Annotated in this window: 17 protein-coding genes; 5 read left to right on the top strand and 12 right to left on the bottom strand. The window is 47.2% G+C overall.

The annotated features are described in order from the left end of the window. Positions 1-7: 7 nt before the first annotated feature. Positions 8-2,098, bottom strand: coding sequence for a BglG family transcription antiterminator (locus tag E4U82_RS09000; RefSeq protein WP_245183547.1), 2,091 nt, complete (start codon positions 2,096-2,098; stop codon positions 8-10). A 24-nt stretch (positions 2,099-2,122) separates the two neighbouring features. After that, positions 2,123-3,583, bottom strand: coding sequence for a PTS mannitol transporter subunit IIBC (locus E4U82_RS09005; protein WP_135109870.1), 1,461 nt, complete (start codon positions 3,581-3,583; stop codon positions 2,123-2,125). A 554-nt stretch (positions 3,584-4,137) separates the two neighbouring features. On the opposite strand from E4U82_RS09005, the gene E4U82_RS09010 reads away from it, so the two are divergent. After that, positions 4,138-5,067: an aldose epimerase family protein gene (locus E4U82_RS09010; protein WP_135109871.1), complete on the top strand. Its 930-nt coding sequence runs from the start codon at positions 4,138-4,140 to the stop codon at positions 5,065-5,067. Between the two features lie 107 nt (positions 5,068-5,174). Here E4U82_RS09010 and E4U82_RS09015 read toward each other — a convergent pair whose 3' ends face one another. Next, positions 5,175-6,167 carry a Gfo/Idh/MocA family protein gene (locus tag E4U82_RS09015; protein ID WP_135109872.1) on the bottom strand — a complete coding sequence of 331 codons (993 nt, stop codon included), beginning with the start codon at positions 6,165-6,167 and terminating at the stop codon, positions 5,175-5,177. Positions 6,168-6,263: 96 nt separating this feature from the next. On the opposite strand from E4U82_RS09015, the gene E4U82_RS09020 reads away from it, so the two are divergent. Beyond that, positions 6,264-6,590: a hypothetical protein gene (locus E4U82_RS09020; RefSeq protein WP_135109873.1), complete on the top strand. Its 327-nt coding sequence runs from the start codon at positions 6,264-6,266 to the stop codon at positions 6,588-6,590. 1 nt (position 6,591) lies between these two features. On the opposite strand, the gene E4U82_RS09025 is transcribed toward E4U82_RS09020, so the two are convergent. The 6 genes from E4U82_RS09025 to xylA all read right to left on the bottom strand — a co-directional run bounded on the left by E4U82_RS09025 (position 6,592) and on the right by xylA (position 15,374). Next, a complete protein-coding gene (locus E4U82_RS09025) occupies positions 6,592-8,016 on the bottom strand; it encodes an endo-1,4-beta-xylanase (protein WP_245183548.1) in 1,425 nt (474 codons plus the stop codon). Between the two features lie 65 nt (positions 8,017-8,081). Beyond that, positions 8,082-9,251 carry a sugar ABC transporter permease gene (locus E4U82_RS09030; protein ID WP_135109875.1) on the bottom strand — a complete coding sequence of 390 codons (1,170 nt, stop codon included), beginning with the start codon at positions 9,249-9,251 and terminating at the stop codon, positions 8,082-8,084. Beyond that, the gene (locus tag E4U82_RS09035) at positions 9,232-10,770 is read right to left on the bottom strand and encodes a xylose ABC transporter ATP-binding protein (RefSeq protein ID WP_135109876.1); all 1,539 of its coding nucleotides are present in this window, start codon (positions 10,768-10,770) and stop codon (positions 9,232-9,234) included. The genes E4U82_RS09030 and E4U82_RS09035 overlap by 20 nt, the downstream gene beginning before the upstream one ends. Before the next feature lie 54 nt (positions 10,771-10,824). Continuing rightward, complete coding sequence (xylF, locus tag E4U82_RS09040; protein ID WP_135109877.1) at positions 10,825-11,910, bottom strand: D-xylose ABC transporter substrate-binding protein; 1,086 nt, start codon at positions 11,908-11,910, stop codon at positions 10,825-10,827. 634 nt (positions 11,911-12,544) lie between these two features. Then, positions 12,545-14,044: a xylulokinase gene (gene xylB / locus E4U82_RS09045; RefSeq protein ID WP_135109878.1), complete on the bottom strand. Its 1,500-nt coding sequence runs from the start codon at positions 14,042-14,044 to the stop codon at positions 12,545-12,547. A 4-nt stretch (positions 14,045-14,048) separates the two neighbouring features. Beyond that, the gene (gene xylA, locus E4U82_RS09050; RefSeq protein ID WP_135109879.1) at positions 14,049-15,374 is read right to left on the bottom strand and encodes a xylose isomerase; all 1,326 of its coding nucleotides are present in this window, start codon (positions 15,372-15,374) and stop codon (positions 14,049-14,051) included. A 91-nt stretch (positions 15,375-15,465) separates the two neighbouring features. On the opposite strand from xylA, the gene E4U82_RS09055 reads away from it, so the two are divergent. Next, positions 15,466-16,083 carry a YesL family protein gene (locus tag E4U82_RS09055; RefSeq protein WP_135109880.1) on the top strand — a complete coding sequence of 206 codons (618 nt, stop codon included), beginning with the start codon at positions 15,466-15,468 and terminating at the stop codon, positions 16,081-16,083. 2 nt (positions 16,084-16,085) lie between these two features. On the opposite strand, the gene E4U82_RS09060 is transcribed toward E4U82_RS09055, so the two are convergent. From E4U82_RS09060 to E4U82_RS09070, 3 genes are all read right to left on the bottom strand, one after another. After that, complete coding sequence (locus E4U82_RS09060; RefSeq protein WP_135109881.1) at positions 16,086-16,907, bottom strand: carbohydrate ABC transporter permease; 822 nt, start codon at positions 16,905-16,907, stop codon at positions 16,086-16,088. Positions 16,908-16,923: 16 nt separating this feature from the next. Continuing rightward, positions 16,924-17,802, bottom strand: coding sequence for a carbohydrate ABC transporter permease (locus E4U82_RS09065; RefSeq protein ID WP_135109882.1), 879 nt, complete (start codon positions 17,800-17,802; stop codon positions 16,924-16,926). A gap of 79 nt (positions 17,803-17,881) precedes the next feature. Further along, a complete protein-coding gene (locus tag E4U82_RS09070) occupies positions 17,882-19,189 on the bottom strand; it encodes an ABC transporter substrate-binding protein (RefSeq protein WP_135109883.1) in 1,308 nt (435 codons plus the stop codon). A gap of 143 nt (positions 19,190-19,332) precedes the next feature. Between E4U82_RS09070 and E4U82_RS09075 the strand changes: the two genes are divergently transcribed. Further along, positions 19,333-20,508, top strand: coding sequence for an ROK family transcriptional regulator (locus tag E4U82_RS09075; RefSeq protein ID WP_135109884.1), 1,176 nt, complete (start codon positions 19,333-19,335; stop codon positions 20,506-20,508). 4 nt (positions 20,509-20,512) lie between these two features. After that, entirely contained in the window at positions 20,513-22,126 is a 1,614-nt protein-coding gene (locus E4U82_RS09080; protein WP_135109885.1) for a glycoside hydrolase family 43 protein, read from the top strand. Positions 22,127-22,541: the final 415 nt, after the last annotated feature.

The following is a 22,541-nucleotide window of genomic DNA, read 5'->3' on the forward strand; positions in this document are numbered from 1 at the left end:
GCACTCCTTACGTAAAATTTTCGTTTAGCCATTTATAAAAATGCTTTGACAAGTGCTGTTCAATCCGGTTTATATCCCCGGACTCAAGCGCTTGAATACTTTCCTCTTCTATGATCAAACTGCTGAGATAACTGAGCGTCTCCAACAGTTCTTGATCCGCATCTGCTGGTGCCAGCATGACGAGCAGTGTGTTCATCGTCATGTCAGTTCCGGCCATACTATTGACAATCAACGGTTGATTCAGTGCATAAACGGTGAAACTCGGCCGCTTAACATCGTCTGTTCGTGTATGATAAAGCGCCAGATATGATCCGGGGATGCCGAGCCCGCTCTTCGCTTGTCTGTCGATCAAGCTACGTCTGACGTTTTCCGGATTTTGTATAACGCCGTTTGCCGCCAGTTGTTCACACGCTTCCTGCAACAGGGCATCCAGCGACATGTTGCCTGAGAAGTGCTTCACCTCGAGGGACTTTAGCACTTCAAGGATGGCTGCAGAATAGGCTTGGATCATCTCCAGCTTTTGCCGGCTGTCCGACTGTTCGTTTTCCCATTTCGTTTGCGTTGTCGGCTTCTGGGGTACTGTTGCCTTGCGCTTTCGGATTGCCCGTTTCACCTTATCTGCTTCTGGTTTTGTCAGCATAGGTGACGTCAGAATGTAATCATTTGCCATGTCATCGAGCGGGATTGTGGACACGACTATATCATAGTCATCTGTTTCGGTTCGTTCCAGATCAAACAACGATTGGTTTTCCACCTGCTTAATTTCCGGTATCTGCTGTTTCAGCTTAGTTGCCAGCATTTTCGCTGTCCCGATGCCACTTGAGCAAATGACAAGCGCCCGCATGCTCGCATCCGTTTCGTCATGCAGCAGGATCGCGGCAAAGTGAAGCACCAGATAGGCAATTTCATCGTCCGGAAACGTAAGATCCGGGAAAACCTCGCCCACGGCTTCCTGAACGATTTTAAAAAGGGCATTATAATCGCGTGTGATCTCAGCCAGCATCGGATTACTGATGGTTAACCCTTTCTTCAGCCTGTAAATCGATGGCTTCAAATGGGCCACCAAATCATTTAACAACGTTATATTGTAGGTTAAATCTTTTCCCAAACGGTTGCTGACATGCTCAATGATTTCTTTTGCCTGATAAGCCACATCAAAACTGGAATCTTCTATCACATAATGCTGGTCGACTCGTAGCTTCGCGCCCATCAAGTGCATGGTGATATAGCCGATTTCATCGTTTGGAATCGTCATATCGAGGTCTTTTTCGAGATCATGAATCAACCTTTTGGCGATGGTGTATTCGCTGGTCTGGCTAATTTCATGCAAATATTTTTGATCAAATTCGATCGTATCGCCTTTTTGCAGCCGCTCAATAGCCAAAGCCAAGTGAACGACCAGCCCAATATAAGCACTGTCCGCCAAGTCATAGCGCAACTTATCCCTAGCTTGTGACACTCGCTGCTCAATGATGCTTAATTTCTCGGGATTAACCAGCCCCAGCAGTCGGTCGGATATGGCATTCATTTTCGGCGCTTGAGTCCGCTGTTTTAAAAATGACACCATGTCGGACGTGTTCACGTGCTCGGCAATCAGACTGCTGATCGCCGCACGTTTATCCGCCTCTCTGCCTTCAATCCGGATACCATAGCCCCTTCTTCTGATCAGGTGGAGCTTGTGATTGGTTAGTTTGTTCTCCAGCTGATCTAAATCATGACTGACCGTTGCTGTTGTGACATGCAAATTTGCTGCAAGGGCGAACAGTTTGACCGGTTCATCCGTTTCCAGAAGCGTTGATAACAGGATCGCCTGCCGTTCTTCCGGTGTAAATTCAGACCACGATGTTTCCGTGATTTCTGCCAACAGGTGATTTTTGTCAGTCGCCAAGCCGGAAATCTGTAGCCCGACCCCTGACTGTTTGTTGAGTTCCAGGTTGTAATCGAACAACATCTGCTCAACATTGCTTAAATCCCTCTGAACGGTGCGCTCACTGACATCAAGCCTATCAGCGATTGTTTTGATCGTGACAGCTCCCTGCGCTTCAAGTAAATATTCAAGCATCTTACGCTCACGGCCTGACAGGTACAAACGGTTCACCTCCCCAGCAGCGGTATCGATTTGTTATTTTTTAAGACGTTCGGTCAGCTCATCGTATTTCGGGCTGTTCAGGAAGTTATCCACCGAAATGTGCTCTGCACTCGGCAATTTTTCCCGCGCCTGATCGGTTAAATCTTTATGCGTTATGACGATGTCCGCATCATCCGGAATCGCCTTGATAGCCGTATTACTCACGTCGATGTTTTCAATTTCCGCTTTCTTAAGTTTGTTCTTCATTAACGATGCGCCCATCGCACTGGAGCCCATGCCGGCATCACAGGCGAAAATGATTTTATCAACGTCTTCAGCAGGTTTTACGTCAGACTGCTCGCTAGCTTTCGCTGTTTGGTCGCTTCCGGCAGATTTTTCTGTTGACTCATCTTCTTTCAAGTTACCCGCTACCGAACTCTTCTTGCCTTTCATCTCTTCCATTTTACCAGTTGCTTCGGTCAGGTCCTCATCATCTGATTTGCTTGTCTTTAATATGAACGCTGCAACCACAAATGATACGATAGCCGCTACAATCACACCTGCCAATACGCCGAGATAGCCGCCCTGTGGTGTCAACGCTAATAAGGCGAAAATACTGCCCGGTGAAGCCGTTGCTACAAGTCCGGCATTAAAGATGGTGAACGTGAATACACCACTTATACCGCCGCCGATAACCGCCAGAAGTAATGCAGGCTTCATCAGCACATACGGGAAGTAAATTTCGTGAATACCACCAAGGAATTGAATGATCGCCGCACCGGGCGCAGAACTTTTGGATGTACCTTTGCCAAAAATAGAGAACGCCAATAGGACACCCAACCCCGGTCCAGGGTTCGCCTCCAGCAGGAACAGAATGGACTTCCCGGTCTCTGTCGACTGTTCAACCCCAATCGGACTTAAAATACCATGGTTAATAGCATTATTCAGGAATAAAATTTTTGCCGGTTCAATGATGATACTGGCCAGTGGCAACAAACCGGCATTAATGATTACCTCAACGCCAGCTGCCAAGGTGTTGTTTAGTCCCTCAACAAGCGGACCAACCAACGTGACCGCAATCCCTGCAATGATTGCACCCAGGATACCTGCTGAGAAGTTGTTATAAAGCATTTCAAATCCGGAACGAATTTTATCCTGGAACAAGTCGTCCACTTTCTTCATCAAATAGCCGCCCAATGGCCCCATGACCATGGCACCTAAGAACATCGGTATATCTGCCCCGACGATCACACCCATCGCGGAAATCGCACCCACGACGCCTCCACGCTTATCATATACCAGCTGGCCTCCGGTATAACCAATAAGAAGCGGCAGGAGATACTTGATCATCGGATCGATCAATGTCGCCAGCTGCTCGTTCGGCAACCAGCCATCCGCCATAAATAGTGCGGTAATAATCCCCCACGCGATAAATGCACCGATATTCGGCATAATCATGCCACTCAAAAATCCGCCAAAGCGCTGCACCTTTGTACGGAAACCTTTATCCGCCATAATTTGTATACCCCTTTCCGGTTTTATCATGTATAAATCCTATCTTTAGCGTAAACTGCTCTGGCAATGTATTCAATCGAATCTTAATGCTAATTTGTCATGGAAGATGGTGACACGATTTAATAGTGTTGTGGGGAGGGGGTGTGGTGGGGTTGGTGGGCGGCGTCGCTCGAGTTTGGGGCTTTCCTGCACGAGTTGAGGCGGTTCTCGCACGAGTTCGGGGCGGTCCTGCACGAGTTTGAGACGCTCCTGCACGAGTTTGAGGCTTTCCTGCACGAGTTGGGGCTGTCCTCGCACGAGTTCGGAGCTTTCCTGCACGAGTTGAGGCGGCTCCCGCACGAGTTGGGGCGATTCTCGCACGAGTTAGAGCTGTCCTCGCACGAGTTCGGAGCTTTCCTGCACGAGTTGGGGCGGCTCCCGCACGAGTTAAAGCAACTCTCGCCAAATCCAAATCCATTTTATTGAAAGTTTCAGCCGTTGCTGAAAACCTCCCTCACGGAAACAGCCGTATGGTACAATGTAGTTAACCTCAACTCGTATTAGGAGCTGATTATGTGAATGTTACCTCGGAACAATTGCAAACTGGGTGGGAACAATTCAAATTTTCGAATGACAATGATATGCAAGTGAGTGTTTTAAATTATGGCGGCATCATTACTGAAATCCTTGTTCCTGACAAAAGCGGGAGGCGGGAAAATGTGGTGCTGAGCTATAAGGATTTTGAAGACTATAAGAATGATCCCAATTTTTTTGGGGCAATTATCGGACGTGTTGCCGGCCGGATTCAGGATGCATCGTTTACCCTGGGCGGGAACACTTATAATCTTGAAGCGAACGATGGTGAAAACTGTCTGCATAGTGGTTCAGCTGCTTTCCATAGCGTGATTTGGGATGCGGAGCCCTTCCAAACTGACGAACAAGCCGGTGTTAAGCTGACACATACCAGCCCGGATGCTGAGGGCGGGTTTCCCGGGACTGTTGATGTGACTGTCACTTATACCCTGAATAACCGGAACCAATTAATGATAGATTACGAGGCAATCAGTGACAAAACGACTGCTTTAGCTCTGACGAATCATACATATTTCAACTTAAGCGGTAATTTGAGAGAGACAATTAAACACCACAACGTAACGATGAACAGCAGCCGCTTTGCTGAGCTGGATAAAAATCTCATTCCTACAAGCAATCTGCTCGATGTGTCCGGATCGCCCTTTGATTTTCGGGAAGTTAAAAAACTTGCTGTCGGGATAGAGTCGGGCATTGAGCAAAACACCTTTGCCGGCGATGGGTTTGATCATTATTTTCTTTTTGACCAGGAAAACGGAAACATTACTGTAAAGGAAGAAAACAGCGACCGCGTCATGCAGATTGAAACAAACCAGCCAGGAACCATCATGTACAGCGGCAATAACCTGGGGGAAGGCTTGGCACTGAAGGAAGGACCATCGCGGAAAAACCTGGGGGGATGCTTTGAAATGTAAGGACCACCCCTGCGTCGTTGCACCACGATAAAGTTCCAATACATTATATTCAAAACAAACGTCCTTCACGTATGGAACGAAATAACCCGGGGGATCAACGCCCCGGGCTATTTCATCATTACTTTTTCACCTGTTTCAGCTGATTGCAGGCATGCTTCAAGCACTTTAAGATTGTTGATGGTGTTTTCCATCGTGTGCGCTATCTCTGTACCGTGAAGAATGGCCTCCGAGAAATGCTCAACTTCAACTTTATATTGATCCGCATTGATCGTTTCTTCGCGTCGCACGCCGTCTTTTTCAACGATCACTAATCCATCACCGCCATTTATATCAGGGCGGTATGCACGTGGGACCATTACGCGGCCTTCTGCGCCAATGACTTCGTATTCTTGCCGGAATGCCGCTTCAAAGCTGTTATCGAAGACAGCTATTTTCCCGTCAGGAAATGTCATATACGTGACCGCTTCTGTTTCCACATCACAGGTTGCGTCTCGCTTTGCGTGGACATGTACCGAATCCGGCTCACTACCCAACATATGCCGGATGGAGTGGATGCTGTAGCAGCCGATATCATAAAACGTTCCGCCGCCTTTTGCTGCATCCATCCGAATGTTGTCATCTTTGTCTGTCAGTGGAAAGGAAAAACCGGATTTGACAAGCTTGACCTCGCCGATTTCACCACTGTCGATCATTTCTTTCACCCGATTATGCTGCGGGTGAAAATAATGCATAAACCCTTCCATAAAGCGTACGCCGTTTTCCTCACACGCATGCCTCATCTCATTCACGTCATCAACAGTTAATGCAGCGGGTTTTTCACAAAGAATATGCTTACCCTTCTGAGCCGCTGATACCACCCACTTTTTATGTAAATGATTCGGCAGCGGTATATAAACCGCCTCTATTTCCGGATCATCAAGAAGCTTCTCATAACCATCATAAGATTTGGGGATCCCTAATTCACGAGCGACTTCCGACGCCTTGCCGCTGCCGCTCGCAATCGCAGTCACTTCAGCATTGTGGGACCGCTCAATCGCTGGGATCAGCTGGGTTTGTGCGATATTCGCAGTGCTAAGAATGCCCCATTTCACTATAGTCATTGATTGCACCTCCAATTTTTGATGAAAGTTTGTTGGATTTATAAACCATCATAACATTTCCACGCATTAGTTGGTGATGTTGCGGTACGCGTTCGAGTGTTTATCACACGGTTTGGGGCGTTCTCGCTCGGGTTGAGGCGGCGCTCGCACGAGTTCGACCACTTCCTGCACGAGTTGGCGGCTTTCTCGCTCGAGTTGGCGACACTCTCGCTCGAGTTCGATCCCTTCCCGCACGAGTTGGCGACACTCTCGCTCGAGTTCAAGCCATTCCCGCACGAGTTGGCGACACTCTCGCACGAGTTAACGACGCTCCCGCACGAGTACCAACCCCACCCCACAACAGAAGATTTTTGGCAGACGCCAAAAATCAACCCTTTAAACATAGAGGTTTTCGGCGTGCGCCGAAAACCGCCGTCCAACTAAGCTATTCTCGCTTGGTTATCAAATACGCTGCGTTGTTATTCAACATATCATAGGCTTCTTCTGTGATAAATCCTTTGTTTTTCCAATGGTCCAGCTTTTCTATGAATTTTTCCATATGTTTAATGACTTTTTCCGGTTCTCCTTTTTCTTCAAAGTGGGCTGCTGTTCCTAATTTTGCTTTCATCGATTGCGCGACGCCATGATTGGCGAATGCGCCGTCTTTTTCAAAATCGTCAATCAGCCCTTTCATGCCGTCTATGTCGTACCCCATCATTTCCCAATAGGCGGGTTTGACGTTAAAATCCGGATCGAAGACAAATGGGGCATCTTTTCCAACGCCATCATTATAATCTTCCGCTCGATCATCGAGCCAGGTATGGTCATCTGCAATTCCCCAGAAGGTCACGTTGGTAATTTTATCATCCAGTTCCCTGTATAGTTCGAACAGCTGATCATAGCGTTCTGCCTGGTCATAAAGCCGGCCGCTCTCGACGATCTCCTCATAGTTTGCGAATGCCGGTGTCGGCGGCCAGCCGTACAGACTGACGTCCAGCTCGGTTATTTGATTTTCCAGCCCCAGACCCGCAAACATGTTGATGGATTCTTTTGTTTCTTCAATCGTCGGCCAGTCCAGTTGAATATGTGCCTGGTGCCCGACGCCATCGATCGGAACGCCCTGTTCGAGCAGGTCTTTCACCAAGTTATACAGATGCGTCCGTTTTGGCTCGACTTCAGTATTAAAATCATTGATAAATAATTTGGCATCCTCACCGGCATATTTCCTTGTTGTTTCGAAGGCCGTTTTAATATAATCTGTGCCTGTGATCTGGTACCATTTTGATTCGCGCAAACCCCGATCATTGGAAGCATTGGGGTCGATGGTTTCATTCACAACATCCCACGCATCCACTTCGTCAGCATAACGTTCAACGATTGTCTTAATATGTGTCTCCAATCGGTTAAGCAGCAATTCCTTATTGTCCGCACGTTTGGCCGGATCTGTTTCATCAATCATTTCGTTGCCTTCCTTATCAAGGAAAAACCAGTTCGGCACCTGACTATGCCAAATGAGCGTGTGAAAGCGCAAGTCCATGTCATGTTCTTCAGCAAATGCGACAATTTTATCCGCCTCTTCAAAATTGAATTCGCCCTCTTCTGGCTGGATATTGACCGGTTTCATGACGTTCTCGGCAACGATGCTGTTATAGTGACGCTTTAAAATCTCGCCATGCGTCCCTTCCAGCTGATAAGGTTCAACAGCGGCACCAATCGGAAAGGAATCTTCATACCGATCTTTCATGGCCGGTACCTCCAATGCACTGATCGATTTCGTGTCCGGCGCTGCGTAAGCGGCATGAGTCCCGGCTGTTGACAGCAGCACCAACGATAATCCGCCAATAGTCGATTTTCGAAACGTTTCCTTCACCGATAGTCCTCCTTTATATTTTAATATATTTGAACACATCTCCTTATGTCATGAAGCCTTGTCAGCTATGCTGCTGATGACTGTTTTTTGCTGGAGATGTCAATCCAAACCGCGACGATTAAAATTAATCCTTTTACAATCGACTGCCAGAACGTCTCGATGTTCATCATGCTCATGCCGTTGTCAATACTGGCCATAATGAGTGCCCCGATAATAGCGCCTACAACGTTGCCGCGGCCGCCCATCAAGCTGGTTCCGCCGATAACACACGCCGCAATGGCATCGAGTTCATACATTTCACCAGCGCTGACACTCGCTGCATTAAGCCGGCTCGTTAAAATAACACCAGCAACGCCGGCAAGGGCGCCCATTAATACAAAAACCGATAATGTATGCCGCTTAATATTGATGCCTGACAGAGCAGCAGCTTCTTCGTTGCCACCAATCGCATAAATATAGCGGCCAAAAGAGGTTTTATTTGAAATGAAAATAAATAAACCCCCGGAGAAAATCACGATAAGCAGCGGAACAGGAATGCCGTTGTAACGGTTCAGCATATAAGTCAACAGAAGGATTAATAGCGAATATACCAATAATTTTCCATAAATTTTGACTGGATTGTCTGTCACTAAACCTAATTGCTGGCGTTTATGCTGGTTTCTCCAGGCTGAAAAGAATAACAGACCGGCACCTGCAATTGCCAAAATATATCCGATGCTATACGGCATATGGCTATTCGCAATTGCTTTAAAGCCGTCATTGAGCGGCGCTACAGTTTGTCCCTGACTTATTCCGATTAAAATGCCTCTGAAGATTAACATGCCGCCTAACGTTACGATAAAAGCAGGTACCGCACGATAGGCGACCCACCAGCCCTGCCATAAACCAAGCAACGCCCCTGCAGCGACTGCAGCCAATACGACCCAAATGGTCCCCCATCCGAACCAGACTTGTAAAATCGCCGCAATGCCACCGGTTAAACCCGCCAATGATCCAACTGACAGATCAATATGTCCCGCGACTATGACGAGGGTCATGCCGATTGCCAACACAGCGATGACCGTCATTTGTGCAAACAGGTTTGATAAGTTTCGCGATGATAAGAATTCACCGCCGGTCAAAATTCCAAAGATGAGTACGATCAAAATTAACGCAATGATCAAGGCGTAAGACTGCGCATTAAATTTAAATTTTAATTTCTTTTGAAGTGGTTGATCATTTAAAGGCCGGCTCATGATTATCCCTCCTTCTTGTCGCCAGTTTCATGACGCTTTCCTCTGTTGCTTCCTCCCTTGAAAGTTCCCCTGAGATAGTGCCATCCGCCATGACAAGGATGCGGTCCGACATCCCAAGCACTTCCGGAAGTTCGGAAGAGATCATAATAATGCCTACACCCTGCTGCGATAATTCATTGATAATTTTATAGATTTCAGTTTTGGCGCCGACATCAATACCTCGTGTCGGTTCATCCAAAATGAGGATTTTCGGATCAGTGAACAGCCACTTACTCAAAACAACCTTTTGCTGGTTCCCGCCGCTTAATTGATCAACTTTTGCTTCCAGACTGTGGGCTTTTAAGTTTAATTTACTCGTGATGGCTTCGGCGCTTTTCAACTCTAAAGAGGAATCAATCAGCCCTTTCGGCATCACATGTTGCAACGCGGCGAGTGTTGCATTTTTCGTAATTTCCATCCCCAATATCAATCCATACCTTTTGCGATCTTCAGATACATAGGCCAAGCCTGCCCTGATGGCGTCAGATGGTTTTTTTATATTGGCTGGTTTGCCATCGATTGTTACTTCGCCGGATTTTTTACCCGGGTATCCGCCAAAGAGACTTATAAAAAGCTCAGATCTGCCGGCACCCATCAGGCCAGACACACCCAGGATTTCACCTTTACGCAATGTGAAAGAAACATTGTGTGCCACTTTTTCATCCGCTGATGTATGATAGAAAGAATAATTGTGGACGTTTAATGTCTCTTCACCGATCTCGTGCGCTTCATAAGGGAAATAGTCGGTTAATGATCTGCCTACCATTTTGGAAACAATTGTATCCTCTGTTATTTCAGAAGCATTAAGTGTATCGATTGTCCGCCCATCTCTTAAGACCGTTACTGAATCAGCAAGCGCCATCACCTCACCAAGCTTGTGGGATATGTAAATACATGTGACACCTTTTGATTGAAGATCTTTTAAAATACCCATTAATATCTTGACTTCACTTTCGGTCAAAGCTGCTGTCGGTTCATCCAAAATTAAAATCTCGGCATTTTTAGTCAGCGCCTTAACAATTTCGATGAGTTGTTGTTTGCCAACTGTCAGTTCGCCTAATTTTCTTTGCGGATCTATATCTAATCCGATTTGATCCAGCCATCTCTTTGCTTCCACATAAAGTTTATTCCAATTCAGCACTTTCTCCCGCATCAAATCGCTGCTGAGAAAAATGTTCTCGCCAACGGTCATTTCAGGCACCAGAGCCAGCTCCTGGTAAATGATGGCTACCCCGGCATCCTGAGACCCTCTAATATCACGAAAACTGACTTCTTTTCCGTCAATCAAAATTTCCCCGTCAAAGCTGCCGGCAGGATATACGCCGCTTAAAATTTTCATAAGTGTTGATTTGCCAGCGCCATTTTCACCACATAGTGCATGGATCTCCCCTTTTTTAACGGATAAAGTCACATCATCCAATGCTTTGACCCCGGGGAACGCTTTTGTGATACGCTTCATTTGCAGTGCATAGCCGCTCATCAAAATCACCTCTTTTAAGGGGGAGACCTTCCCTCCCCCTAAAGTATTACATCATTATTCCGGTTTCTCCGGCCGCTCGTCTTCGGGTATGTTTTCATACACTTCCTCGAATGAATGAAAATCATCGGCAATCACCGTATCGACTAAGTTGTCCTGACTCACTTTAATCGGGTCAAGTTTAATAAACGGAACATCGGTCGCCCCATTATTGACGGTATCTTCCGCTTCGATGTCTTCACCCTTAGCAAGCTGCACTGCCACTTCAGCGTTCTTCGCTGCAATATCCTGAATCGGCTTATAAACGGTCATCGATTGCGTGCCTTCAGCGATTCTTTGCACTGCCGCCAAATCAGCATCCTGACCGGAAATAGCGACATCACCTGCCAGATTTTGTGCAGCCAGTGCTTGCACTGCCCCGCCGGCTGTACTGTCATTTGTGGCCACGATGGCATCAATATCATTTTCATTCGCAGTCAACCCGTTTTCGACAATGCTCATAGCCGTTTCAGCAGACCAGCCTTCCACCCATTGGTCGCCAGCCACTTCAATGTCACCGTTTTCAATTAATGGGTCCAGCACATTCATCTGACCGTCCCTGAACATTTGGGCGTTATTATCAGTCGGTGCGCCGCCTAACAGAAAATATTTTCCCTCAGGTACCTGGTCAACTAAAAACTCAGCCTGCATCTCGCCGACACGTTCATTATCAAACGAAACATAAGCATCAACTTCTGCATTATTGATCAAACGATCATAGGCGACAACCGGAATATTTTCCTCTTTCGCCTGATTGACAGCAGGGGTTAAGGCATCTGAATTGTTCGCAATGATAACGAGTACATCAATATCTTGCGAGAGCATATTTTGAATCTGAGACAGCTGCTTTTCATCCTCACCGTCAGCCGACTGAACCAGAACTTCCGCCCCTAATTCCTCCGCCTTACCCATAAAAATATCACGGTCATGCTGCCACCTTTCCAACGTTAAATCCGCTACCGAAAGACCAATCGTTATTTCACCATCCGATGATGCTTCTCCGTCGTCACTCTCATTAGAAGCGTCCTGTCCGCAAGCCGCTATTAAGAGTAATAAGACAGCTGACATGATTGCGAAAACACCGGATTTTAAAACTTTCTTCATTGAAATTGCTCCTCTCATTTTTAATTTGGGTTTATGTCGTTTGTATCAGTTCGGACTTTGTTCGTCTGTTGGATGTACTAAGTTTGGCTACTGCTCTCATGAGTGGGCGATGAGCTCGCACAAGTATAGAGCGTCCTTGCACGAGTTGCGGTGACTCCTGCACGAGTTCGACCACTTCCTGCACGAGTCAGCGGCTTTCTCGCTCGAGTTCGACCACTTCCCGCACGAGTTAGCGACACTCTCGCTCGAGTTCGACCCACTTCCTGCACGAGTTAACGGCTTTCTCGCTCGAGTTCGATCACTTCCCGCACGAGTTAGCGACACTCTCGCTCGAGTTCGACCCACTTCCTGCACGAGTTAACGGCTTTCTCGCTCGAGTTCGACCCCTTCCTGCACGAGTTGGCGACACTCTCGCTCGAGTTCGACCACTTCCTGCACGAGTTGGCGACACTCTCGCTCGAGTTCGACCACTTCCCGCACGAGTTGGCGACTTTCCCGCACGAGTTCGACCCCTTCCTGCACGAGTTCACAACACTCCCGCACGAGTCAGAGCCATTCCTGCACGAGTCCTAATCCCCCGCTCCCCACAAACAATAGGGCAGATTTTCGGCGTTCGCCGAAAATCCCCATTCAATCATTCCCGAAAGGTTGCCAATCGTTCATTTAATGCCTTCGTCTGGCTATACACATCCTGATAGATTTCAAACAAGTCCCTGTACTTTTTCACATTCTCCGGTTTTGGTTCAAACGACCTGTCCTCCTTCACGAACACGTCGGCACATGCCTGCAATGAGTCAAACCAGCCGCAGCCGTAAGCAGCCAGCATGGCCGCGCCTATGCCAGGGCCTTGTTCACTGGAGAGCTTCAGGATCCGTGCGTCAAAAATATCGGCTTGCATCTGCAGCCAGACGTCGTTTTTCGCACCGCCGCCGGTTGAAACAATCGTGTCAATCGTCTTGTTGTTTTTCCGGAAAATATCGATTGATTCATTCAGTGAAAACGTGATGCCTTCCATGACTGCCCGCACAAAATGACGCCTTTCGTGCGCGCTGTCCATGCCGATGAAGCTGGCACGAATGCTGGCATCGGCATGCGGCGTGCGTTCACCTGCGACATATGGGGTGAACAGCAAGCCATTCGATCCAATCGGCACTGCAGCAACGCCAGCGAGCAGATCGTCAAACGATTCATCAGAGGCAAAGACATCCTTAAACCAGCTCAGACTGTATCCCGCGGCAAGTGTAACGCCCATCGTATAATACGCATTCGGTGCGCCATGATTAAAATAATGCACCTGACCCTGGAAGTCTTTATTGTGGCCGGATTCATAGGACAGCACCACACCGGATGTACCGGTGCTCACCAATGTTTTGCCGTCCTCCAGAATGCCGGACCCGATTGCGCCGCACGCATTATCAGCCCCGCCGGCAAATACACGCGTTCCAGCAGACAAGCCGGTCACCTCAGCCACGTCCGAGTCAATCCGGCCCACTTCTTCCGATGACGCCAGAAGGGGCGGACACATATCAGCATCAATCCCGACCGAATCACAGATTTCCTGACTCCATTTCTGTTCAGCAATATCCAGCAATAACGTCCCGGCGGCATCCGAGTATTCCATATGGAGTTTTCCGGTCAACTTATACCGCACATAATCTTTGGGCAGGACAAACGTCGCAGCCGTTTCAAATATATCCGGCTCATGCGCTTTCACCCAAAGCAACTTCGGTAGCGTGAAGCCCTCCAGCGCGGGGTTTTTTGTGATCTCCAACAGACGTTTTTTCCCGACCATATCGTAAATCTCCTGACACTGCGCTGTTGTGCGGGTGTCGTTCCACAGGATCGCATGGCGCAAGACGTCATGATTGCTATCAAGCAATACAAGCCCGTGCATCTGGCCGGAAAAGCTGATACCTTCAATCTCAGCGGGATCGCCGGCAAAATTGGCGGTCAACTCCTCCAGCCCAGCGACGGTCTGCTTCACCCACGTGTCCGGGTCTTGCTCGCTGTAACCGGTTTGCGGCTGAATCAATGTTAAAGGTTTGGAAACTTCCTGAACGATATCGCCATTCCGGTTCACGAGCAGCAGCTTAACGGCACTCGTCCCCAGATCAACCCCAATCACATATGACATGGCATTACACTCCTGCATATTCTTTCAGTAAATATTGGTTAATCGTCGCTTTGATTTGCTCGAGGCGACCGGATTCATTTTGAATGCCACCAAGGCTCAAGGCATGCTGTTCAAGCTGATAAAAATCCGCTGTGCCGTCTTCAACCGCTTTGCCGATTCCGGTGTCAAAACTGCTGTATCGTTCTGCAACAACCTTATCAAAGACTTGATCATCAATCAGCCTTTGTGCCACTTTCAGCCCGACTGCAAAACTGTCCATGCCGGCAATATGAGCATGAACGAGATCTTCCGGTGTGAACGATCCCCGGCGGACTTTCGCGTCAAAATTCAAGCCGCCGCTGCCGAGCCCACCGTTTTTGAGAATTTCATACATCGCAAGCGTTGTCGCATATAAATCGGTCGGAAATTCGTCGGTGTCCCAGCCGAGGAGCGGATGGCCCTGGTTGGCGTCCACCGAGCCCAAAATGTTATTAACCCGGGCATAACGGAGCTCGTGTTCAAAGGTATGTCCCGCGAGTGTCGCATGGTTTGCCTCAATATTAAACTTAAAATCATCCTGCAGACCATAACGCTGTAAGAAAGCATATCCGCTGGCAACGTCAAAATCATATTGATGCGTTGTCGGCTCTTTTGGCTTTGGCTCAATCAGGAACTGTGCACCAAATCCGATTTCCTTGGCATAATCAACCGCCATGTGGAAGAAGCGGCCCAGATGATCTAGCTCACGTTTCATATCGGTGTTGAGCAGTGTTTCATAGCCTTCACGACCGCCCCAGAACACATAATTTTCAGCACCCAGCTCCCTGCCGACTTCCAGACCTTTCTTCACTTTTGCTGCAGCATACGCGAAGACATCGGCATTATTGGATGATCCTGCGCCATGCACAAACCGCGGGTGGGTGAAGTTATTCACGGTGTTCCAAAGCAGTTTTGTTTTGCTGTCTTTCATATAATCCTTGATCATCGCCACAATCGCATCGATATTTTGATTGGATTCGCGGAGATTGCTGCCTTCCGGGGCGATGTCAACATCATGAAACGCAAAATATGGTACATTCAACTTTTCAAACAATTCAAATGCCGCATCAACCCGCGCTTTTGCCCGGTCCATGCCATCGTATCGATCCCACGGACGGATGGCGGTTCCGGCACCAAACGGATCTGACAGGTCTTCGGTGAAGGTGTGCCAATACGCGACTGAAAATCGCAACTGATCTTCCATCGTTTTCCCGCCGACTGTTTCTTCCGGATTATAAAATTTAAATGCATATGGATTGGTGGAATTCGATCCTTCATACTTGATGTTGCTGATGTTGTTGAAATAGGTCATGTGTCTTCCTCCTCAGTTTTATCAATCTATTAATTTGTAAGCGCCCCATCATGCTGTATAATAGTTTTCAAACAAAGATGGAGGCATCCTGATGAATATGTTCGCCAGTACACTTTACAAAATCATGGAATGGATTATGCGTTTTGCTTATATCCAGTTATTATGGATCGGTTTTACCCTCATGGGACTTGTCATTCTCGGGTTTTTCCCGTCAACTGTAGCGATGTTTGCCATAATCCGGGGTTGGCTGCGTGGAAAAACGGACAGCCGCATTTTTCCAGTATTCTGGCAATATTATAAACATGATTTTGTAAAAGCAAATCTTTTCGGTATGCCAGTTATAGCGGTCATGCTTCTGATCGGCATCAACATTTTTTATATTCAAATCGATATGACCAATTATCTGTCCTGGACATACATGCCATTGTTCGCTTTCATGCTTTTATGTCTGATATGCCTGTTTTATTTATTTCCGGTGTTCGTCCATTACGATTTAAACATCTCCGGCATGATTAAAAATACATTGCTGATCATGCTCGTAAGCCCAGTTCAAACATTTTTAATGATCGTCTGCCTGACAGCATTATTTCTGGTCATGCGGACAATACCGGCCCTGGCCTTTATATTCGGCGGCAGCATCTATGCCTTTATCACGATGTGGCTGGCCCTTCATGCCTTTAACCGTGTTGAACGGAAAAAGCAAGCATAAATTCAGCCTTTGACGGCACTCGATGAAATCCCTTCGACGACTTTGTTGCTGAAAAAGATAAAAGCAGCCAAAATGGGCAGGAGACTGATGATCAGCGTTGCCCCGATTGCACCCCAATCAGTCATATACTGACCGATGAAGTTTTGAATGCCGACCGTCAATGTCTTGTATTCATCTGAACTGATAAACGTATTGACGAAAACAAATTCATTCCAGTTATAAATCATATTGATAATGATGATCGTCGACAGAACCGGTGCCGTCATCGGCAGAATAATCCGGAAAAACATGCGGTGAACGGAACAGCCGTCGATAATGGCCGCCTCTTCTATTTCACGCGGCAGCGTATAATAAAAGCCGAGCAAAATCATCATCGTAATCGGCAGGTTATACGCCGTATACGTAATAACAATCGACCACGGGTTATCTATCAGATTCACATTCAAAAACATGCTGAATAATGGAATGATCGCCGAGTGAATCGGGATCATCAGACCGACCATGAACAGCCCGAGCACCAGTTTATTCAGTTTCCACTGCATACGGGTGATCGCGAATGTTGCCATGCTCGCAAATAAGGCTGTCAGTATAATCGCGACGACCGTAATCCAGACACTGTTCCAAAAATACAGCCCGATGCCGCCTTCCCACACTGTTGCATAATTTTCCCACAGCCATTCTTTCGGCAAGGTAAATGGTGATCCGGCAAAAATCTCGCTGTTACTTTTTAGTGAAAAGAGAAACAGCCAGATGAGCGGGAAAATTTGAAAGACGCCTACAATCCCCAGGAATATGTAGAGAATAATATAACCAATACGGTTCATGGCAGCCCCTCCTTTCTTAATATTGAATCTCATCTTTGTCGGCTGTTATTTTACGGACAATGACGGTTACAATCAGCGTGATGATCAGCAGCAGAAAGCCTACCGCGCTTCCATAGCCGAACTCATTCGTGCTGAATGCCAGCTTATACATATAGGAAGCCATCACTTCGCTGGCGCCATTCGGTCCGCCGCCAGTCATTACATAAATCAGATCAAAGTATTTCAACGATCCGACGATCGCCAGTACAATCGTTACTTTTACAACACCCTTGATTAACGGCAATTTAATGCGATACGCAATCTGCAGCGGTGATGCCCCATCGATTCGCGCCGCTTCAATGATCGTTTCGGGAATATTTTTCAGAGCGGCATAATAAATCAGAATATAGAAACCTGCATACTGCCACAGAATCGGAATGAAAATCGCATACAGGACAATATCGGGATTAGCCAGCCATGCCGGCGGATTTTCAAAACCGATGGCCATCAAAATACGATTGAGCATCCCGTTAGCCGGATTAAATACCTTGATCCACAGCTGGGCAATGGCCACAGATGACAGCAGCATCGGGATAAGATATATTTTCCTTAACAGATCTGCACCCTTGATTTTCGATGCGAGTATCATCGAGACAGCCAGATAGCCTGCCAAACTTAAAGTTGAGAATACCGCCAGCAAAAAGGAATGAAGGGCACTATCCCAAAATTTAAGATCTTGTATAGCTGTGATGTAATTTTCGAGCCCGACAAATTTCATGTCACCGATGCCATCCCATTCCATCAGACCGTAATATGCAGACAGAATTAATGGTATGAAAATTAATACGCCTACAAGCAGCAGGGCAGGGAAAATATAGATGGCGATGACCCATTTATTGGACATGACTTTATTCATTGCATTCAACCCCAAATCTTTAAGCTGGAAAAGGGCATGCCATTCAGAATGCCCTTTTCTCTCATTGTCAGATGATCATCTATTCTTCCTCTGAAAGTGCCTTTTCGTGTGCTTTTGCAAATTCTTCCGGTGTCACTTCCCCACCGAACAATGCCTGAATCTGATTCAAGTGGACTTCTGCCGTATCAGAACTCATTTGTACATCTGCAAACAGCGTTAAATTGTTCGCATTGTTCAAGTCATCCAGTACGTCCACGTACATTTGCGGCAGATCCAGCGATTCTGCATCTACTTTTGTAGCCGGGATAACCCCCGCCTCAGATACTGATTTGTCGCCCCATTTCTGGACAAAAAACTTGGTGAAATCTTTCGCTTCTTCTTTGACGTCCGAGTTATCAGCGACAAACAAGCCAACGCCGGGACCGCCGACATAACTGTTCTTATCGCCGTTTCCGTCAACAGTCGGGAAATCGAAATAGCCGACTGAATACCTGAACTCCTGCGGCACATCTTCATTTGTCGTATAGTTTGGCAAATCCCAGGTAGCGATCAGATACATCGCTGTCTGCCCATTCATGAACATGCTTTTGGCTTCCTGATCGGAAAGACCGTTATGGCCGTCGTTAAAGGTGTTCATGTCAACCAGCGTCTGAACTTCCTCAGCCGCCTGGACGAGTGCCGGATCTTCAAATGACGTTTCCCGGTTGATAGCGTTCGTCAAGAGATCTGATCCGCCAATCCGGTCTGCGTAATACATATACCATAAAGAACCGGTCCAGCGATCTTTGTTGCCGAGCGCAATCGGCGTCACGCCATTTTCCTCCAGCGTTTGCACGACATTATGGAATTCTTCATTGGTTTCAGGCGCTTCAAGTCCATGCTCTTCAAAAATCGCTTTATTATAAAAGACGGTCGCAATGTTCAACTCCAGCGGAAGCCCGTACGATGTGCCATCCACCGAAAATGCTTCGGTCGTGCCCGATACAAACTGACCGTTTAATTCTTCACTTTCAACGACATCATCAAGCGAGGCGTATTTATCACCTTCCACATACGGCTCCATATAACCTGCAGCCCAGGTCATGCCAACATCAGGCAATTCATCCGATGTTGACAGCACTTTGATTTTATCCTTGTACTGTTCGTTGCTCAGCACTTCAAGTTCAACGTTAACGCCTTCATTTTCACTTTCGTATTCCTCAATAATTTCATTTACGATGCGATTGTGTTCAGCCGAGCTGCCTTCTGGCCACAAATGCATAAAATCTATCGTCTTGCTGTTTCCGTCGTCGGAATTCGCATTACTGCTTTCCGAGTCACTGCATCCAGCCAGTACCAAAACAATCGCGACAACTGACAACAACAGTGTAACCGCTTTCCTTTTCATGCTAATGTCCCCCTTGTTTAATTAATTGACATTCGTATGAATGCTTATTTTGAATAATAGCAAAATATTCTTTGTTTGTCCAGTGGATGAACAAAGAATATTATGCTATACTACAAAAAAATGAAGAAAGTGATGAATCGACTATGCTGCAAAATAAAATTTGGAACCAAAACACCATTAAAAATGGCAACAAAACGCTTGTGCTGGAAACGATCATGAACCACTCACCTATTTCGCGGGCCAGCATTGCCGACAAAACAGGTTTGAACAAAGGAACCGTGTCATCACAGGTAAGTGAACTGCTTGATGAAGATCTGATTTACGAACAAGGACCGGGAAAATCGAGCGGCGGGAGAAAGCCGGTCATCCTCCTATTCAATGAGGTAGCAGGCTATTCCATCGGGATTGATATCGGGGTTAACTATATTTTCGGTATCCTGACCGATCTCAAAGGTAACATTTGTCAGGAAAAATCACTGACGTTTAATAAGCTGAGTTTTGATGAAATTAAGGAAAAATTATTCGAGATTGTTGATTGCCTGATAACTTCCGCCCCATCAAGCACATACGGAATTGTCGGTATTGGCATAGGTGTGCCGGGAGCCACCAATAAGAATGGCAAAGTGCTGCTGGCACCGAACCTTGGCTGGCAGAACATTGATTTGAAAACTATTGTGGAAAACAGATATGACTGCCCTGTCATCATTGAAAACGAAGCCAACGCAGGTGCTTATGGCGAGAAAAAATTCGGTACTGGCGTAGACGACATCATTTATGTCAGTATCGGCGTCGGTATTGGTGTGGGCCTGATACTGAATGGTGATTTGTATCAGGGCAATGATGGTTTTTCAGGCGAGATGGGCCATATGACCATTCAAGCTGATGGAAAAACGTGCAGATGCGGAAATGATGGCTGCTGGGAACTTTACGCCTCCGAGCAAGCGTTAATCAACAAAGCCGATCAATTTGGCCTTGAGATGGCTGATGAGAACGATATCTTACAAGAGATGGTCGGTATGGCCGAAGATGGCGATCAGGAAGCGATTAATCTTTTTAAAACAATCGGTGACTACATGGGGGTTGGCCTCATTAATATCATCAATTCCTTCAATCCGCAGCAAGTCATTATCGGCAATCGGATAACAGCCGCTAAGAAGTGGGTCGAACAGCCATTGCTTGAAAAAGTAAACAAAAATGCCCTGTGGTTTCAACAAAATCATCTGGAAATCAATTTTTCTGAACTGTCAGGCTATACAACCGCTTTGGGTGTCGCTGCTTTTTCAACAGAAAATTTCTTTAAAATTTATAAGGAGAGGTGATCGTATGACGACGATTAAAAATCCTATTTTAACTGGATTCAACCCGGACCCCAGCATTTGCCGTGCCGGAGAAGATTATTACATTGCCGTTTCCACGTTTGAGTGGTTTCCCGGTGTCGGCATCTATCATTCCAGAGACTTGAAAAACTGGCGCCTCGTTTCCCGGCCATTGAACCGGATCAGCCAGCTGGATATGAAAGGCAACCCTGATTCCGGTGGTGTATGGGCACCCGCCCTGTCGTATGCTGACGGCAAATTCTGGCTCATTTATACGGATGTTAAAGTTGTTGATGGTGCCTGGAAGGATTGCCATAACTATCTTGTGACAAGCAAGACGATCGACGGTGAATGGTCTGACCCGATTCACTTAAACAGTTCCGGATTCGACCCATCCTTATTCCATGACGATGACGGCAGAAAATATTTAGTCAACATGTTTTGGGATAACCGGATTGGCAAACATGATTTTTACGGAATAGTGATGCAAGAATACAGCGATGCCGCTCAAAAGCTGGTTGGGGATGCAAAAATCATCTTTAAAGGAACCGATATCAAGCTGACCGAAGCGCCGCATCTGTATAAAATTAATGGCTATTATTATCTCTTGACAGCTGAAGGCGGCACCCGCTATGAACATCAAGCCACGATAGCGCGTTCCAAGGATTTATGGGGGTCGTATGAGGTTCACCCGGACAATCCGCTGATCACATCATGGCCTCATCCAAGAAATCCCCTGCAAAAAGCCGGCCATGCGTCGATTGTGAAAACTCATACGGATGAATGGTTTTTAGTCCATTTGACAGGACGTCCGCTGCCCAGAGGCGATCAGCCATTGCTGGATGGCGTGCGCGGCTATTGCCCGCTTGGAAGAGAAACCGCCATCCAACGCCTCGAATGGAAAAAAGGCTGGCCGTATGTTGTCGGCGGCAACCTGCCTTCCGTTGAAATCGAAGGGCCAGATATGGAAGAAGTGAAATGGGACAAGGGATTTGCAGAAAAAGATGACCTTGATGCCCTGGTTTTAAATTACCATTTCCAGTCATTGCGAATTCCTTTAGGTGAAGATATTTTATCGCTGACAGACAACCCCGGGCATCTGCGGCTCTATGGCCATGAATCACTGACATCCAAATTCACACAGGCCTATATCGCCCGGCGCTGGCAGCATTTTAACTTCACTGCCGAGACCAAAGTATCGTTTAACCCAAAATCATTCCAGCAGGCAGCCGGACTGGTAAACTATTATAACACGCAAAACTGGACCGCCCTCCAAATGACATGGGATGAGGAAAAAGGAAGGATAATAGACTTAACGGTGTGCGATAACGCTACCTTTGATCAGCCGCTCCAAGAGACGATTTCAGTTCCGGATGATGTTGCATATGTCTATCTGCGCGTTGAGGTCAGAACGAACACTTACCGTTATTTGTATTCCTTTGACGGCAACGACTGGACTGAAATCCCAGTAACGCTATATTCATATAAACTGTCCGATGATTATGTAGAAGGCGGCGGATTCTTCACTGGCGCATTTGTCGGCATGCAGTGCCAGGACACCTCCGGGAGAAAGCTGCACGCAGATTTCGATTTCTTTATTTATCGGGAGGACACAGAATAGACTCCATAGAGCGGATCTAAAGTACGCAGTAAACAGCTTTAGATCCGTTTGTTTTGTGCAGGTTGGGAGTTTTTGCTAGTGGGTGAGATTTTCAGCTGAGGGCGAAAATTATATCCTAGGGGGGCAAGAGTTTGGGGCGGCCCCCGCTCGAGTTGGCGCAATTGTCGCTCGAGTCGAGCGCTTCCTCGCTCGAGTTAACGCGGTCCCCGCTCGAGTTGAGGCGATCCCCGCTCGAGTTGGCGCAGCCCTCGCTCGAGTCGAGCGCTTCCTCGCTCGAGTTAACGCGGTCCCCGCTCGAGTTGGCGCAATTGTCGCTCGAGTCGAGCGCTTCCTCGCTCGAGTTAACGCGGTCCCCGCTCGAGTTGAGGCGATCCCCGCTCGAGTTGGCGCAGCCCTCGCTCGAGTCGAGCGCTTC

Source organism: Lentibacillus salicampi (genome assembly GCF_004565465.1).
GTDB lineage: Bacteria > Bacillota > Bacilli > Bacillales > Amphibacillaceae > Lentibacillus > Lentibacillus salicampi.

Coding starts and splice junctions, on each gene's coding strand:
- E4U82_RS09015 (WP_135109872.1), bottom strand. CDS start 6,167: ATGACTATAGTGAAATGGGGCATTCTTAGCACTGCGAATATCGCACAA.
- E4U82_RS09055 (WP_135109880.1), top strand. CDS start 15,466: ATGAATATGTTCGCCAGTACACTTTACAAAATCATGGAATGGATTATG.
- E4U82_RS09070 (WP_135109883.1), bottom strand. CDS start 19,189: ATGAAAAGGAAAGCGGTTACACTGTTGTTGTCAGTTGTCGCGATTGTT.
- xylA (WP_135109879.1), bottom strand. CDS start 15,374: ATGACCTATTTCAACAACATCAGCAACATCAAGTATGAAGGATCGAAT.
- E4U82_RS09005 (WP_135109870.1), bottom strand. CDS start 3,583: ATGGCGGATAAAGGTTTCCGTACAAAGGTGCAGCGCTTTGGCGGATTT.
- E4U82_RS09060 (WP_135109881.1), bottom strand. CDS start 16,907: ATGAACCGTATTGGTTATATTATTCTCTACATATTCCTGGGGATTGTA.
- E4U82_RS09080 (WP_135109885.1), top strand. CDS start 20,513: ATGACGACGATTAAAAATCCTATTTTAACTGGATTCAACCCGGACCCC.
- E4U82_RS09030 (WP_135109875.1), bottom strand. CDS start 9,251: ATGAGCCGGCCTTTAAATGATCAACCACTTCAAAAGAAATTAAAATTT.
- E4U82_RS09075 (WP_135109884.1), top strand. CDS start 19,333: ATGCTGCAAAATAAAATTTGGAACCAAAACACCATTAAAAATGGCAAC.
- xylF (WP_135109877.1), bottom strand. CDS start 11,910: ATGAAGAAAGTTTTAAAATCCGGTGTTTTCGCAATCATGTCAGCTGTC.
- E4U82_RS09035 (WP_135109876.1), bottom strand. CDS start 10,770: ATGAGCGGCTATGCACTGCAAATGAAGCGTATCACAAAAGCGTTCCCC.
- xylB (WP_135109878.1), bottom strand. CDS start 14,044: ATGTCATATGTGATTGGGGTTGATCTGGGGACGAGTGCCGTTAAGCTG.
- E4U82_RS09065 (WP_135109882.1), bottom strand. CDS start 17,802: ATGAATAAAGTCATGTCCAATAAATGGGTCATCGCCATCTATATTTTC.